The organism is Olleya sp. 1-3 (assembly GCF_002836085.1).
In the GTDB taxonomy this organism is placed as follows: Bacteria; Bacteroidota; Bacteroidia; order Flavobacteriales; family Flavobacteriaceae; genus Olleya; species Olleya namhaensis.
In genome coordinates, this window is record NZ_PJBW01000002.1 from 281354 (window position 1) to 297634 (window position 16281).

Consider the following 16281-nt stretch of genomic DNA (forward strand, 5'->3'; position numbering starts at 1 on the left):
GAAATCGTTATAGTTAATAATTTGTGGTAATAACTGTAATCAATGTTTTTATAACATTAAAATTTTCCGTTTTTTTACTTTATAAATAATATACAATTATGATTGTAAATACAGAATTAGAACAAAAAGGAAATTTGTTTCCATCAAAGTTCGTCTCTTTTAAAAAAGATGTCGATACATTATATTTTTCAACAGATAATAATGTTGTCCTTCAATTAACTGTTTTTAGAGACAGTGTATTACGATTTAGGTATACAACCACAGGTACTTTTGATAACGATTTTTCTTATGCTATCACTAAGTATGCTAGCAAAGGGTATAATCATTTAGAGATTGTAGAAAATGATGAAGAATACCATATTATTACCTCTAAATTACTTTGTAAAATTGCAAAGGAAAATTTAAGAATACGTATTTACGATGTCAAGGATAACACTTTGATAAATGAAGACGAAATTGGTTTTCATTGGGAAGAAAGCTATGAGTATGGTGGTAACATTGTTAAAATGAGTAAAACCATAAATGATCGTGAAAGCTACTTTGGCTTAGGAGATAAACCAGAACATTTAAACTTAAAAGGAAAGCGTTTTGAAAATTGGGTTACAGATTCTTATGCATTTGGTAAGCAAACAGACCCAATATATAAAGCTATTCCGTTTTTTACAGGCTTACACCATAACAAAGCCTATGGGATATTTTTTGATAATACATTTAGAACGTATTTTGATTTTGGTCAAGAAAGACGAAATGTAACAAGTTTTTGGGCACAAGGAGGAGAGATGAATTATTACTTTATCTACGGGCCTAAAATGAATGATGTCGTGGAAAGTTATACAGATTTAACAGGAAAACCACACCAGCTGCCACCACTTTGGGCATTAGGATTTCATCAATGTAAATGGAGTTACTATCCAGAAGCTAATGTAAAAGAAATCACCAACAAGTTTAGAGAGTTACAAATACCATGTGATGCCATTTACCTGGATATAGATTATATGGATGGTTTCAGATGTTTTACTTGGAATAAAGACTATTTTCCGGATCCTAAACGTATGGTGAAAGAGTTATTGGATGATGGTTTTAAAACGGTCGCTATTATAGATCCAGGTATAAAGATTGATCACGAATATTCTGTATTTAAAGAAGCACTAGAAAAAGACTATTTCTGTAAACGTGCTGATGGTCCTTACATGAAAGGAAAAGTATGGCCAGGAGAATGTTATTTCCCAGATTTTACTAAACCAGAAGTTAGAGATTGGTGGTCAGGTTTATTTAAAGAATTAGTAGAAGATATTGGCGTGCAAGGGGTTTGGAATGATATGAATGAGCCTGCAGTTATGGAAGTGCCAAACAAAACATTTCCGGATGATGTTAGACATGATTATGATGGTAACCGTTGTAGTCATAGAAAAGCGCATAATGTTTATGGTATGCAAATGGCGCGAGCGACGTACCATGGAATGAAAAAATTTAATTACCCAAAACGTCCGTTTGTTATAACCAGAGCAGCGTACTCAGGAACGCAACGTTATACGTCTACTTGGACAGGAGATAATGTGGCGACTTGGGAGCATTTAAGTATTGCAAATATTCAAGCACAGCGCATGGCTATGTCAGGGTTTAGTTTTGCAGGTAGTGATATTGGTGGTTTTGCAGAACAGCCTCAAGGCGAATTATACACGCGTTGGATCCAGTTAGGCGTATTCCATCCATTTTGTCGTGTGCATTCTTCAGGAGACCATGGTGATCAAGAACCTTGGGCATTTGATGATGATGTTACTGATATTGTTAGAAAATTTATTGAACTACGTTACCAATTGTTACCGTATTTATATACGGCATTCTGGAAGCTGATAGAACATGGGACGCCATTATTACAGTCGTTAGTCTTATTCGATCAAGAAGACCAACAAACGCATTACAGAACAGATGAATTTGTATACGGAAATCAAATATTGGTGTGTCCAATTCAAGAGCCAAATGCAAAAGGACGTAGAATGTATATTCCTAGAGGAAGTTGGTATAATTTCTGGACAGATGAATATGTTGAAGGTGGAAAGGAAAAATGGGTAGATGCAGAAATAGATAGTATGCCAATGTTTATTAAAGAAGGTGCTATTATTCCTAAATTTCCTGTGCAACAATATGTTGGTGAAATTGAAATTGAACAATTAGCTTTAGAAGTCTATTATAAATTAGGGAAAGAAGTATCTGAATTGTATGATGATGCACATGACGGTTATGACTATACTAAAGGACGTTATAGTTTTAGGACGTTTAAACTAACAGGTAAGGCTAACGAGTTAATTATACAACAGCATAAAGAAGGTAAGTATGAAGCGTCTTATAAAACTTTTAAACTTAATTTACATGGTTTACCTTTCGAGATAAAAGAGATTCAAATTGATAATGAAATCATCTCATTAGAACACTTAATAGTAAACGGAACAGTGTCTATGGTGATTGATAAAAAGTTTTCAGAAATTCATTTAATCGGAAATTAATAGTGCTAAAATCGGTAGTTTAAGGTGGTTTTTATGACGTTTATCGATGTTACTAACATGAAAAATATGGTCTTTACTTAATTGTGGCTAAGTTTTTGTAATTTTATAGAAGAATTAACAACAATCCATATGAAATTTAAGAATACAATAGTTTTGACATTAACATTAGTGATGTTTATGTCTTGTGCAACAAATCCGTTTACGGGAAAAAAGACGCTAGCATTTGTGTCTAATTCTCAATTGTTTCCGACTGCATTTGCACAATATAATCAAGTGTTGACAGAAAGCAAAGTAGAAACAGGTACGGCTCGTGCTGATATGATTAAGCGTGTTGGTCAACGTATAGCAGTTGCTGCAGAGCGTTGGTTAAATGCAAATGGTCAACAAGGATATTTGAATGATTATAAGTGGGAGTATAACCTAATTGATGAAGACATTATTAATGCTTGGTGTATGCCAGGAGGTAAAATTGTATTCTACACAGGGATTTTACCTGTAGCAGAAAATGAATCTGCGGTAGCAGCCATTATGGGACATGAAGTTGCTCACGCGCTAGCAAATCATGGTCAGCAACGTATGAGTGCAGGTATGGTTCAGCAAGGTTTAGCTGTAGCTGGAAATATCGCCATTAAGGATGATCAAACTAGAAATGCGTTTAACCAATATTACGGTGTTGGATCTAATGTTTTAGGAATGTTACCATTTAGTAGGAGTCATGAAACGGAAGCAGACAAAATTGGATTGTATTTAACAGCTATTGCTGGTTATAACCCAGATGAGGCTGCAAACCTATGGAGACGTATGGCAGCAGCAAGTGGAGGTCAAGCGCCACCAGAGTTTTTAAGTACTCACCCTGCAAATCAAACACGTATTGATAACTTAACAGCATTGTCGCCAGCTGCGAAAGCAGAAGCAAAGAAGTTTGGAGTTACTAGCTTTAAGCCATTAGGAAAATACTAGTTACTTATTAAAATATTTAATTATTTTTAAAGCTGCTCTTTTATAGAGCAGCTTTTGTATTTTTAGGCTCTAACTAACACTTATTAAATGGCAAATCTTGAAAAGGGAAGTAAAAAACTACTTAATGCTTGGGCTTTCTATGACTGGGCAAATTCGGTTTACACGCTAACAATAGCATCTTCTATATTTCCTATATTCTATTCTGCACTTTTTGTATCACAAGTAGAAAAAACAGTTCCTGCTTTTGGGATGGTATTTAAAAGTACAGCATTAATAACCTATGTTACTGCATTTACATTTCTAGTAGTTGCTTTTACTTCTCCAATTTTATCAGGTATTGCCGATTATGTTGGTAATAAGAAAAATTTCATGAAGTTTTTCTGCTACGTTGGAGGTATAGGTTGTATTGGGTTATACTGGTTTAGTATAGATTTTATTCACCTAAGTTTGTTCTTTTATTTTATGGGATTAATTGGGTATTGGGGCAGTTTGGTTTTTTATAACTCTTATCTACCAGATATAGCTTATCCAGAACAGCAAGATAGTATTAGTGCCAAAGGGTTTAGTATGGGGTACATTGGAAGTGTTACACTATTATTATTAAACTTAGCTATGGTAATGAAGCCAGATTGGTTTGGTTTTGATATTAGTATTTCTGAATCAATCAGAGAAACAGGAACAGAAGGACAAATAGCAGAAGCATTAAAAGAGGCTAAAAATGCAGCATCTTTTCAAGCCATGCGTATATCTTTTATAACCGTTGGTTTATGGTGGATATTATTTAGTCAGTACTCTTTTTATGTCTTACCAAAAGGGGTATCTAAAGGACATAAGGTAACTAGAGCTGTTGTTTTTAATGGTTTAAAAGAATTAAAGTTAGTTTGGATTCAGTTAAAACAAAACTTAAGACTTAAACGTTACTTAACAGCCTTTTTTGTGTTTAGTATGGCAGTACAAACCATTATGTTGGTTGCGGTGTACTTTGGAGAAGAAGAGATTAATTGGGGAGGCGCTGATGCTAAAACACAAGGGTTAATAGTAAGTATATTAGTTATTCAATTAGTTGCTATTTTAGGTGCTTTTTTAACTTCAGTAGCATCGTCTAAATTCGGAAACATTAAAACACTTATTGTTGTAAATATAATATGGATGTTCCTTTGTTTTTACGCCTATTTTATGGAAACACCAATGCAATTTTATTTAGCTGCTGGTTTTGTTGGTTTAGTAATGGGAGGTGTGCAAAGTCTAGCACGATCAACGTATTCAAAATTTTTACCAGAAACAGAAGACACAACGTCTTATTTTAGTTTTTATGATGTGGCAGAAAAAATAGGTATTGTAATAGGTATGGTAATTTTTGCGACAATAGATCAATTAACGGGAAGTATGCGTAATGCCATCTTGTTTTTATTCATATTCTTTTTAATAGGTATTGTGTTGTTATTTAGAGTACCAAAAGAAGGTGAGTTGAATTAATTGTTTTAAGTTTATAATCTAAAATTATTTAAAATGAAAAAAATATTACTTCCATTATTATCCTTAGTCTTAGTGTTATTTAGTTGTGAAAACGAAGCTTTAGAAGGTGAGTTTTTAAGTCTTGAAGGCGGTAGTTCTTCTAGCTTAATTGGAACTTGGGCTTTAGTTGATTTTAATAACACAATTAGTAACACAGGAGAGGTTAGTGGTACAACTATAGATTCTAATACTACTATAGATGGTATGAATCCTAATTATAACATGACGTTTACACCAGGATCTTTTAGTGCTTTAGGAAGTTATGGGTATAATGTTAATTCTACCGTTAATGGTGTAAATAGTACTCAAGATATATTTTTGACAGATGTTACTGGTGCTGGAGATTATTCAGTAAGTGGTAATACAATGACAGTTGATGGTTCTTTTTTTACTTTAGAATATCAAGGTGTAGATTTTTCTCAAGTTCAAGGAGCACAAACTATAAATTTTAGTATTTCTGAAGATGGTCAAACCTTAACATTTACACAAGAATCAACCGAAACAAATACAGTTTCTGGAGGTGCAATTACTGCGGTAGTATCTGGTACTTCCGTTTGGAGTAAAACAGCAACGACGACTGCAAGTTGTGATGAAACTATAGCTAATACAACAGTTGCGGAAAATGAGTATAACAATGATACAACTAACACAGATTTATGTAATGCTTATAAAACAGCACTACAAAGTCAGATTAGCAGTTGTGGTGATGCAGATGGAAGTATTCAAGCAATCATTGATGGATTAAATTGTAATTCTAGTGATGACAGTTTATTGTTAAAGCAAATGATTTGGACAGAATTAGATGGAACTTCGGAAACAGAAGAATTCTTTTATGATGGAAATAATTTAACTTCAGTTACTGTTGATGGCGTTTTATATAATTCATATACATATGAAAATGATTTATTAACTAAGATTGAAACTTATGATGATAATGGAGCTATAGCTGATTATACAATTCCAGAATATGATACTAACAACCAATTAATAGTTTATACTGTATATATAAATTCAGATAATCAAGGTATAAGATTTGAATTAACCTATAATACTGATGGAACTATTACAGAAAAAAAATATTTAGGAGACCTTAATTCGCAAACTAATTTAACCTCAGAAACAATAGTAATAATTGATAACAATCAATTATTACAAGAAAATAATGATAATGGATTTAGCGTTACTTATGCATATGATACAAGCAATGGTATCTTCAAAAATATATCAAATTTGCAAACGCTAAATTTAATTAATGTTGATTTTTCAGGGTTTATTGATAGTGGTCAAAATAATATTTTATCATATACGGAAAATGACAATGGGACTGTAGTCGTTCCTGAGGAATATGTGTATACATACAATTCAAACAATTATCCAGAGACTTCAAATGATTACTATGAAGGCGTTTTAGATACTACTAGAGAATATATTTATGAGTAATATTAATCACTAAAAAAAGCCCCTAACTTAAATTAAGATAGGGGCTTTTTTTATGTTTAAAAATTAATACAAATTCCAATTACCTTCTTTATAATAAGTATACAACTTAGGGTTGAAAATAGTATTAATTTTAATATCCGTTGTATCTGCTAATGGTTTTCCAAAAGACGTCAACAAACCAATTGAGCTATTATTAAGCCATTTTAAGGACGGTATACTAGAAACATCTACATCATGAACCTGTTTTGTAGTTATCTTATTTTTGCTACCTATAATCCAGCCCCATTCTCCTAAAGTTAAAATTTGATTATGTAATGGAATGGTATTTAATTGCGCAGCACGCATTGTTTTTTCTATACAATAAAAGGCTTTTGTTGCATAATAGGGACTTCCTGATTGGGTTATCATTAAGCCATTATCGCTTAACCTATTTTTACATAAATAATAAAACTCTTTAGTGTACAGTTTGTTTAGATCTACATTGTTTGGATCTGGAAGGTCCACAAATATGACATCATATAATATGTCATTTCTTTCTAAAAAAGAAAAGGCATCATCTGCAACAGTTGTTACTTTAGGACTGTTTAGAGCATCGTTGTTTAAGGTTTTAAACGTTTGGTTGTCTTTACCAAGCTCTAGCATTACAGGGTCTAAATCAACCAAAGTAATAGTGTTAACTGACTTGTATTTTAAAATTTCTCGAGCTAAACAACCGTCACCACCTCCTAAAATTAAAATATTACTTTTTTTTGGTGCTAATCCCATGGTTACGTGTGCCATAGGTTCATGATACATAAACTCATCAAAAGAGGATAGTTGTTGGTTTCCGTTTATATATAACGAGTGCCAGTCTTTCCATTTAGTAATAACTATTTTTTGATACTTAGTTTGTTGACTAAACACTATTTTGTCCTTGTATTTTACTTGCTCTCCGTATTGTACTATTGGGCTAGCAAAATAAACGCCTAATGCAATACAAGTGGATACAATCACGTAAGTTATGGAAAGCATTTTTTTTGTTTTTGCAGAAAATGTGTCTTTAAGTACAATAAACAACCAAAACGAAACACTTAAATTAAGAAACCCAAGTATAAATGGCGTGTAGGTTAATCCTAAATATGGTAAGCCTACAAAAGCAAAAAATAGTCCTCCAATTAAACTCCCAAAATAATCTTTCTCAAGAATATTGGAAATGTTAAGTCTCAGCTCTTCGTAGTCATCATTTATTCGGGTTGCTAGCGGGATTTCTAATCCAATTAATAAACCTATTAGTATTGAAAACATATAAATAATCAACCATGAAAAATCTGTAAATCCATAAACCAAATAGCAAATAATTGCTGAAAAGGATATAAATACAGAAAGCACTAGCTCGGTTACAATAAACGATAAAACAACATTACCAGTAAATAATCTGGATAACCGACTACCTAAGCCCATTGCAAATAACATAATTGAAACAATTAATGTAAACTGCAATATGGCGTTACCAATAAAATAAGATGCTAAGGTTGACAGAATATACTCTGCCACGATACCGCTTAAGCCTGTAGCAAATAAGGCTACTTTTAAGGCGGTAGATTTTTGTTTTTTAGTATAACTCAAAATTACTATTTTCCAGTTCCACCTGATCTAGATCGTGTTGAAGACCCTGATTTGTATCTTGAAGAACTTCTACTAGTTCTTTTTTCTAAATTATTCCAGCGTGAAGCATTTTTACTTTGTCTTGTAAAAAAAGAAGACCTTGTTTTTTTCTGGTAACTACTTCTTGTACCGTATCCATAAGTATTATTTCTATTTTGTCCATAATAACTTCTACCACTAGTATTGTACGTTCTGTAATTAGTATAATCGCTTCTAAATATACTACGTCTAGAACCTAACCAAAGCCAAAAAAATGGACTAGTAGAATGTGTTCTCCAACGTCTATGTGTTGTTCCAGAATTGGACGTGCTTGTAGAGTCTTTTTTAGTCTCTTCCCATTCGCCATGCGCTGTATTTCCAATTGCCCAACCAAAACCTACGGGTTGTGCTAATGTTGAAACTTTACCATTATGCCTTGATAAAATTTCCATTCCTAAATCATTTTTATGATTAGAAAAAAAAGTTTGATTTACAACAGCCCAGTCTTTATCTGTACTGTATAACGAATCTTTTTTAAGCTCTAAAACTTTATACTTGTGTTTGTGTATAATTTGATTCTCAGTTTCTTCAATAGTCATATCATCCAATACTAACGAAAAATCATTACTTGGTATGTTTTTTAATATGGCTTGAGAAGGCTCAACAGTTATTGTTTTTACCTCTTTTTCCGTGTTATCACACGAAAACAATAAAAGGCTAATTACAGTAGCACATATAATTTTGTTAATCATTTTATAAGGTGTTAATGTTGGTTATTTTTTTAGGTTTTATTTCTTTTCCATAAAAGGATTCAATACTTCCGTCACTCCATTTTTCAATAGTAATACAATTGTCTTTGTAATAAAATTGATAACTAGTTAAGGTTTCAGTGCTTGTAAAAATAGTCATATTTCTGTAAGAGCCTGAATATGTTTCTTCTAATTTATAATCTTTACCTTCAAAATTAAAGTAACCATCATCAATAATTTCATCTAAATCAATAGTTCCTAGATGCAATGTTTCGCTATAGATAACTTCAAATTCACCACGATAAAATTCGACTTCTAAAAATGCTTTTTCAGCACCACTTTCAATGGTGTATTCTACACTCATATTTCCTGTATCCCAACTATATTCACCAAGTTCAAGGATGGTCCATTCTTTTTTTAATAAACTAAATGAAAACCCCACTTTTAGTTTGTTTAATGGATGTTGTTTTTTGTTTCCAAACATTATTCTATTATTTCTTTATTACAATGTGGGCAAATACATTTTTCTGTTTTCTTTTGGCTACGTATTTCTTCAATATAGGCAGAGCTAATAATACCGGTTGGTAAGGCTACAAAACCAATACCTAGTAAAGCGATAAAAGCACTCATTATTTTACCTAGTCCTGTTATTGGGTAAATATCTCCATATCCTACGGTAGTTAAGGTTGCAACTGCCCACCAAAGTGCTTGTCCAATATTTTCAAAAGCTTCAGGTTGTGCTTTGTTTTCTATATAAAACATTAAAGTAGATGCTATTATTAGTAATATAAATACTAATATGGCTGAAACTAATATTTCATTTTTTGTTTTAATTATTACAGAACGTATTACCGCTAAACTTTTAAAATTTCGATTTAATTTTAAAACTCTCAATAATCTAAATAAACGTAACAATCTGATTATTCTTAAATCTAACGTGATTATAAATGGTAAATAGAATGGCAATATTGATGCTAAATCTACTATTCCCATAAAAGAAAGCGCATATTTTAATCGCGCTTTGGTAGGAGATAGATGTGGGTAGATTAAATCTGAAACCCAAATACGAATGATATATTCGATTGAAAAAACAATGATTGTAAATAGTTCTAGTAATTGAAAAAGGGATTTATAGCTGGTATAGATGCTTTTATAGGATTCTAATATAATGGCTAATACATTTATTAGAATTAGTACTGCTATAAAATATTCTAATAGTGCTTCTCCTTTAGCGTTACCTTTTTCGTCATCAAAATATTTTGCAATTGATTTTTTAAAACTCATAGCTTAATGTATTTTTTCTAAAAATCCTCTTTGAGAAAATTGCTGCTCTATTTTATCAGATTCAAATTGTTCTTGGATCCATAGTATACCTTTTTCAAGATCGTTAAAGGTACTGCATGTAAAAAAGTCTAATGCGACATAGTTATGTTCTGGCCAAGTGTGTATTGCAATATGACTTTCTTTAATTACAATTACACCACTAATACCAATAGGAGAGAACTGGTGTATAGTTGTGTTAACTACATTAAGGTTCATTAACTTGGCTGCTGTTTCTAAAATAGTGGTTATTGTTGAGACTGAATTGATGGTGTCTTTATTACAATTATAAAAGTCTACTGTAGTTTGATATCCTAAGCTTTTTTTCATGACTCAAATATAGCATTCTAAATCAATAATTTTAGAACATAAAAAAAAGGATTTTACAATTAATTGCAAAATCCTTTAAACTATAGATTCACTTAGTGTCTTAATTACTAATATCTCCAGAGCCTGTAACTTTTTTATTTACGTTTGACGGGTTACCTTTATAATCTATATCTCCAGATCCAGTAACTTTTGCTTTTAAACTGTCTTTAGCGTAAACTTCTATTCCGCCAGATCCTGTAACTTTTACATCTGCATTGTCAGACTTTAAACGCTCAGCATGTATGTCTCCTGACCCAGTAACACTTGCTTCTAAGTTTTTAGTAGTACCAGTAATGGTTAAATCTCCAGATCCAGTAACCGAAGCTTTAACATTTGTAGCTTCTAAATCTAAAGTAACATCTCCAGATCCAGATACTTTAGTTTCAAAATTTTTAGAGTAAAATGTTGCATTAGAAGTAACATCTCCAGAACCGGATAAAGTTAATTTATCTATGTCTTCAAATGGAACCGTAATTTTGATTTTATTGCTTCCGCTTGGTTTTAAATTTGTGTTATTTTCTATTTTAATTACTAATGCGTTAGATTCAACTTCTGTAATAATGTAGTCTAATAAGTTTTCTTCACCTTCAATAGTAATTGTACCTTCTGTACCTTTTACTAATTCAAAGTCCATCCAACCAGCTAATCTAATGGCATCATAATCTGATGTTGATCTAGTAATGGTGGTAACATTTCCGTTTCCTTTAATCTTTTTACCGTTACCCCATTGTGCATTACAAGACGAGAAAGTAACTAGAGTTAATGCTAAAAGTAATGTTTGTTTTAATGTTTTACTTACCGCATTTGTAATTGGTAAGTGTTTGTGTGCTGAAAAATTCATAGTGATTGATTTATATTATTAATTGATTATTTTTTATCAAAAGTGACACTTCCATATTCTGAGTTTATTTTAACTAAATTTCCTGTACCATTTTTTAAATGGTAACCAGAGTAGTACTTGTCTGTGTTTTTTATACTTTTTGTTTGTACTTCAAAATGGTCATCTCCGTTAAGTCCACCATATTCTAAGTTAATATCAAAGTTAAAGGCGTATTCTGCATCAATACCTATTTTTATACCTACGTAATCAGATTGGATGCTTATGTTTTTAGCATTTTTGGCCATTTTTCCTATTTTAATAGAACCATAATCTGCATTTATATTAACATTTTTATACACATCACCTAAGACAACTGTAAGGTAGTTTCCGTTACCAGAAATGCTATTAAGTTTATTAACACGTAAGCTTCCGTAGTCACAGTTATAATCTATGTTTTCTACAATTTCTATAAGTGATTTTGTGTAATCGGCAACTATAGTCAAATCTTTACTTTTTGCTACGGTAAATCCACTATAGTCGGCATTTATTTTACCACTTTTTATATACTCAAAATAACTATTGTTTGTATAATCAAATTGGATGGTGTTGTTATCTGCTAATAACTCTTTAGTTGTAATCTTACCATAGTCGCACTTTATGTCAGCATGTCCTTCAAGCGTATCTAATGTAATATTACCATAGTCGTTATTTAAGCTTACGTTATTTGTTATAGGCATTTTAATGACATAATTTATTTTCATGTTTACGTCATTATTGCTAGACCAACTCCACCAAGAGTTTTTCTTCTTTTTACCAATAACAGTTTCGGCAGAGACCTGGTTAGAGGATGCGTTAAACTCGACATCAATTTCATTTAACCTTTTATCTACTTCCTCTGGATCATTACCATTGGTAGTAATTGTTACTTCAATCTCTATTGTGTTTCCTGTCCAGGTAACAATATCTAAGTTTCCATACTTGTTGGCTACTTTTAGTGTTGCATCTTTACTTACAGTATAGGTCTTGTTAATGGTCTTTTTCTTAGTGTGTTTGCCATCCCAATTGCCATTATTTGAAAACGCGAAAAGCGGCAGCAATAGGCATAAGGTTAGTTTATAAAGTAGTTTCATAATTGTTTTGTTTTAATGTTTTTATCGCTTCGATTTGTAAAAGCGTGCTTTGTAGCAAGTCTATTCTGTTCTGAAAGTTGGTAATCATTGCGTAAATAACACGTTGATCTTCTCCGCTTTCTGTTAAATTTAATTTTAGTGTTTTGTATTCTTTTTCTAGCTGTCCTAATCTTAGTAAAGCATCGTTTACTAGTTTTTCTGTTTCAGGACTTTTCTCTGTATTTAATTTGTTTAATTCAAAGGTGATTGTATTTGCAAAAAAAGTTTGTGTTTCTGCCATTTCTGGAGACACACTAGCCAAATCTTTATCACTAGTATCAGGTTTTAAATTAAACGTAATGGTTAATATTAAAACTATAGAGGCTGCTACCGCTAATAATGGTTTCCAATAACTAGCTTTAGTATTGGCTACTTTTACTTCAATTTGTTGGTTATTTAATTTGTCTAAAAACCGTTGTTGGTGTCCAAAATTTGGAACTTCAACATCAAATTGATTGTCTAGGTTTTTAAATAAGTCTTCTATTTTATCGCTCATAACAATTAGTTTAATTGTTCTAATTTTTTTCTTAAACTGTCTTTAGCTCTAGACACGGTGGTTCTGCAATTGGCATAACTAATATCCATGATTTGGCTAATTTCTTCGTAATCATAACCTTCAATTAAATTAAGGGTTAACGCAATTCTGTAATTAGATTTTAAGACATTCAAAGTTTCTAATATTTGTTTTGCTTTAGAAGACGTAATTTCGGTTGTTGTATCTAATCCTTGTTGGTCTTCAATTTTATATAATACATCGTCCAGTGCTACGTCTTCATTTTTTTTATTCTTATTAAACGCATGGATGCTATTATTAACAACAATACGTTTAAGCCAAGCACTAAATGTGCTTATTTCTTTTAGTGTCTTAAGCTTAGTAAATGCGGTCAAAAAGGACTCTTGCATAATGTCTTCAGCTTCAAAACTATTGTTCACAATTCTAAACGAGGTATTGTACATTGCTTTGTAATATCTGTTGTAAATCTCCAATTGTGCTAATTGGTTACCAGATAAGCAAAGCATTATAAGCTCTTCGATATTGTGTTTGGTTAGTGTCAAAAAATGGTTTGTTTTATATAAAGAGGAAAGTTAAAACACTTTGTTACACTTTTAGAAAAAATATTTTAAATTTTATTGAATCCAATTCTATTAACTTCCACACGGAATCTATTCGGTTTGAAAGTAAAAACTTAAAAAGTGGCACATTAATTGAAATTTTACTAATGAAAATAAACTGTTTTATTTTGTTAATAACAAGTAAATCAATAAGATGGATTATTAATAAGAATAATTTTAAAAAATTAATAGCTCAAATGAAACTACTAATGTGACATTTTGGCTTATATATATCTATGAAAAAATCTAACTTTATATCACTTGACAGTTTGTCATTGCAGGATTTTGACGAAAATTCAGAGTTAATACCTTTAATGACACCAGAAGATGAAGAAAAAATAGCTAAAGAAGAATTACCAGAATCTTTGCCAATTTTATCGTTACGTAATACGGTATTGTTTCCAGGTGTTGTAATTCCTATAACTGCAGGACGTGATAAGTCTATTAAATTAATTAACGACGCTAATAAAGGCGAAAAAGTTATTGGAGTAGTCTCTCAAATTGATGAAGAGGTTGAAGATCCAAAAGCTGAAGAGTTACACCAAGTAGGGACAGTAGCTAGAATTTTAAAAGTTTTAAAAATGCCTGATGGTAACACTACAGTTATTATTCAAGGTAAAAAACGTTTTGAAATTGATACAGTAATCACTGAGGAGCCATACATTAAAGCAACAGTAAAAGAAGTACCTCAAGCAACTCCTGCTAAGAAAAATAAAGAGTTTGCTGCTATAATAGATTCTATTAAAGAGTTGGCTGTACAAATTATTAAGGACAGTCCAAATATCCCAACAGAAGCTACTTTTGCTATTAAAAATATTAAAAGTGATGCGTTTTTAATCAATTTTGTGTCGTCAAACATGAATTTGTCTGTAGACGAAAAACAAGCACTTTTAGAAATTAACGATTTAAAAGAAAGAGCTTTAGAAACGTTACGTTTTATGAATGTCGAGTTCCAGAAATTAGAACTTAAAAACGATATCCAATCTAAAGTACAAAGCGATTTAAATCAACAACAACGTGAGTATTTCTTAAATCAGCAATTAAAAACCATTCAGGAAGAACTTGGTGGTGGTAATGCTGAAGAAATTGAAGCGATGAAAAAACGTGCTAAAACTAAAAAATGGGACAAAAAAGTTAAAGAGCATTTTGAAAAAGAATTAGCAAAAATACAACGTATGAATCCTCAGGTTGCTGAGTATTCCATACAACGTAATTATTTAGATTTATTTCTAGATTTACCATGGGGTAAGTTTAGTAAAGATAAGTTTGATTTAAAACGTGCCGAAAAAATACTAGATCGTGACCATTATGGTTTAGATGACGTTAAAAAACGAATTATAGAACATTTAGCTGTTTTAAAACTTCGTAATGACATGAAGTCTCCTATAATCTGTTTATACGGACCTCCAGGAGTTGGTAAAACATCTTTAGGTAAATCTGTAGCAGAAGCTTTAGGACGTGAGTATGTGCGTATGAGTTTGGGTGGTTTACGTGACGAAGCAGAAATACGCGGACACCGTAAAACATACATTGGTGCAATGCCAGGACGTATTTTACAGAGTCTTAAAAAAGCAGGAACATCTAATCCTGTATTTGTATTAGACGAAATTGATAAATTATCTAACTCTAATCAAGGAGATCCATCTTCTGCATTGTTAGAAGTGTTGGATCCAGAGCAAAACTCTGAGTTTCATGATAACTTCCTAGAAATGGGGTATGATTTATCTAAGGTTATGTTTATTGCAACTACTAATAGTTTAAATACAATACAGCCTGCATTAAGAGATCGTATGGAGATTATTAATGTAACAGGGTATACTATTGAAGAAAAAGTAGAAATAGCGAAACGTCACTTATTACCAAAGCAACTTAAAGAGCATGGTTTAACGGACAAGCATATTAAGATTGCAAAACCACAATTAGAGAAAATAGTTGAAGGTTATACGCGTGAGTCTGGTGTCCGTGGTTTAGAAAAGCAAATTGCTAAGATGGTGCGTTATGCAGCAAAAAACATAGCAATGGAGCAAGACTATAACATCAAAATATCTAATGATGATATTATTGAAATTTTAGGTGGTCCAAAATTAGAACGTGATAAATACGAAAACAATAATGTAGCAGGGGTTGTTACAGGATTAGCTTGGACTAGAGTAGGTGGTGATATTTTATTTATCGAATCTATTTTATCTAAGGGAAAAGGATCGCTTAATATTACAGGAAACTTAGGTAAGGTGATGAAGGAGTCTTCTACCATTGCAATGGAATATATTAAAGCACATGCTGAAGAATTAGGTATAGATCCTGATGTTTTTGAGAAATATAATGTACATATCCACGTGCCAGAAGGTGCAACTCCAAAAGACGGACCAAGTGCAGGTGTAACAATGTTAACATCATTAGTGTCATTATTTACACAAAGAAAAGTCAAAAAGAGCTTAGCAATGACCGGCGAAATTACACTTCGTGGGAAAGTTTTACCCGTTGGTGGAATAAAAGAAAAAATATTGGCTGCTAAACGTGCAAAAATTAAAGAAATATTACTTTGCGAAGACAACAGAAGAGATATAGAAGAAATTAAGCCAGAATATTTAAATGGGCTAACGTTTCATTATGTGTCAGACATGTTGGAGGTTGTTGATATTGCTATTACCGACCAAAAAGTTAAAAACGCAAAAAAACTTTAAAGCACACTTTAGTAA

At 31.8% G+C, this 16281-nt stretch carries 14 protein-coding genes; 5 read left to right on the top strand and 9 right to left on the bottom strand.

Going from position 1 to position 16281, the window contains the following annotated elements:
• Positions 1 to 98 precede the first annotated feature (98 nt).
• From CXF54_RS03235 to CXF54_RS03250, 4 genes are all read left to right on the top strand, one after another.
• Positions 99 to 2504 carry a glycoside hydrolase family 31 protein gene (locus CXF54_RS03235; protein ID WP_101202423.1) on the top strand — a complete coding sequence of 802 codons (2406 nt, stop codon included), beginning with the start codon at positions 99 to 101 and terminating at the stop codon, positions 2502 to 2504.
• A gap of 129 nt (positions 2505 to 2633) precedes the next feature.
• Entirely contained in the window at positions 2634 to 3464 is an 831-nt protein-coding gene (locus tag CXF54_RS03240; protein ID WP_101202424.1) for a M48 family metallopeptidase, read from the top strand.
• 87 nt (positions 3465 to 3551) lie between these two features.
• A complete protein-coding gene (locus CXF54_RS03245) occupies positions 3552 to 4940 on the top strand; it encodes an MFS transporter (RefSeq protein ID WP_101202425.1) in 1389 nt (462 codons plus the stop codon).
• A 33-nt stretch (positions 4941 to 4973) separates the two neighbouring features.
• A complete protein-coding gene (locus CXF54_RS03250) occupies positions 4974 to 6419 on the top strand; it encodes a hypothetical protein (protein WP_101202426.1) in 1446 nt (481 codons plus the stop codon).
• A 63-nt stretch (positions 6420 to 6482) separates the two neighbouring features.
• Here the strand turns inward: CXF54_RS03250 and CXF54_RS03255 are convergent, their stop codons facing one another.
• From CXF54_RS03255 to CXF54_RS03295, 9 genes are all read right to left on the bottom strand, one after another.
• A complete protein-coding gene (locus CXF54_RS03255; protein ID WP_101202427.1) occupies positions 6483 to 8024 on the bottom strand; it encodes a polyamine aminopropyltransferase in 1542 nt (513 codons plus the stop codon).
• Between the two features lie 5 nt (positions 8025 to 8029).
• Positions 8030 to 8794, bottom strand: a complete 765-nt coding sequence (locus CXF54_RS03260) for a hypothetical protein (protein ID WP_101202428.1) — start codon at positions 8792 to 8794, stop codon at positions 8030 to 8032.
• Between the two features lies 1 nt (position 8795).
• Positions 8796 to 9275, bottom strand: a complete 480-nt coding sequence (locus tag CXF54_RS03265; RefSeq protein WP_090838535.1) for a DUF4178 domain-containing protein — start codon at positions 9273 to 9275, stop codon at positions 8796 to 8798.
• Entirely contained in the window at positions 9275 to 10075 is an 801-nt protein-coding gene (locus tag CXF54_RS03270; RefSeq protein ID WP_101202429.1) for an ion transporter, read from the bottom strand. Before CXF54_RS03270 ends, CXF54_RS03265 begins: the two co-directional genes overlap by 1 nt.
• 3 nt (positions 10076 to 10078) lie before the next feature.
• A complete protein-coding gene (gene speD / locus CXF54_RS03275) occupies positions 10079 to 10441 on the bottom strand; it encodes an adenosylmethionine decarboxylase (RefSeq protein ID WP_101202430.1) in 363 nt (120 codons plus the stop codon).
• Positions 10442 to 10541: 100 nt separating this feature from the next.
• Positions 10542 to 11321, bottom strand: a complete 780-nt coding sequence (locus CXF54_RS03280) for a head GIN domain-containing protein (RefSeq protein WP_101202431.1) — start codon at positions 11319 to 11321, stop codon at positions 10542 to 10544.
• A 26-nt stretch (positions 11322 to 11347) separates the two neighbouring features.
• Entirely contained in the window at positions 11348 to 12430 is a 1083-nt protein-coding gene (locus tag CXF54_RS03285; protein ID WP_101202432.1) for a hypothetical protein, read from the bottom strand.
• A complete protein-coding gene (locus tag CXF54_RS03290; RefSeq protein ID WP_090838525.1) occupies positions 12414 to 12965 on the bottom strand; it encodes a hypothetical protein in 552 nt (183 codons plus the stop codon). The genes CXF54_RS03285 and CXF54_RS03290 overlap by 17 nt, the downstream gene beginning before the upstream one ends.
• A 5-nt stretch (positions 12966 to 12970) precedes the next feature.
• The gene (locus tag CXF54_RS03295) at positions 12971 to 13525 is read right to left on the bottom strand and encodes an RNA polymerase sigma factor (protein WP_101202433.1); all 555 of its coding nucleotides are present in this window, start codon (positions 13523 to 13525) and stop codon (positions 12971 to 12973) included.
• Positions 13526 to 13818: 293 nt separating this feature from the next.
• On the opposite strand from CXF54_RS03295, the gene lon reads away from it, so the two are divergent.
• On the top strand, positions 13819 to 16266 hold the full coding sequence (gene lon / locus CXF54_RS03300; RefSeq protein ID WP_090838521.1) for an endopeptidase La: 2448 nt from the start codon (positions 13819 to 13821) through the stop codon (positions 16264 to 16266).
• The last annotated feature ends 15 nt before the right edge of the window (positions 16267 to 16281 follow it).

What these genes read in the sequence shown, in the direction of transcription:
- speD (WP_101202430.1), bottom strand. Translation starts at nt 10,441, where the DNA reads ATGAAAAAAAGCTTAGGATATCAAACTACAGTAGACTTTTATAATTGT.
- CXF54_RS03290 (WP_090838525.1), bottom strand. Translation starts at nt 12,965, where the DNA reads ATGAGCGATAAAATAGAAGACTTATTTAAAAACCTAGACAATCAATTT.
- CXF54_RS03260 (WP_101202428.1), bottom strand. Translation starts at nt 8,794, where the DNA reads ATGATTAACAAAATTATATGTGCTACTGTAATTAGCCTTTTATTGTTT.
- lon (WP_090838521.1), top strand. Translation starts at nt 13,819, where the DNA reads ATGAAAAAATCTAACTTTATATCACTTGACAGTTTGTCATTGCAGGAT.
- CXF54_RS03240 (WP_101202424.1), top strand. Translation starts at nt 2,634, where the DNA reads ATGAAATTTAAGAATACAATAGTTTTGACATTAACATTAGTGATGTTT.
- CXF54_RS03250 (WP_101202426.1), top strand. Translation starts at nt 4,974, where the DNA reads ATGAAAAAAATATTACTTCCATTATTATCCTTAGTCTTAGTGTTATTT.
- CXF54_RS03235 (WP_101202423.1), top strand. Translation starts at nt 99, where the DNA reads ATGATTGTAAATACAGAATTAGAACAAAAAGGAAATTTGTTTCCATCA.
- CXF54_RS03245 (WP_101202425.1), top strand. Translation starts at nt 3,552, where the DNA reads ATGGCAAATCTTGAAAAGGGAAGTAAAAAACTACTTAATGCTTGGGCT.
- CXF54_RS03280 (WP_101202431.1), bottom strand. Translation starts at nt 11,321, where the DNA reads ATGAATTTTTCAGCACACAAACACTTACCAATTACAAATGCGGTAAGT.
- CXF54_RS03265 (WP_090838535.1), bottom strand. Translation starts at nt 9,275, where the DNA reads ATGTTTGGAAACAAAAAACAACATCCATTAAACAAACTAAAAGTGGGG.
- CXF54_RS03270 (WP_101202429.1), bottom strand. Translation starts at nt 10,075, where the DNA reads ATGAGTTTTAAAAAATCAATTGCAAAATATTTTGATGACGAAAAAGGT.
- CXF54_RS03285 (WP_101202432.1), bottom strand. Translation starts at nt 12,430, where the DNA reads ATGAAACTACTTTATAAACTAACCTTATGCCTATTGCTGCCGCTTTTC.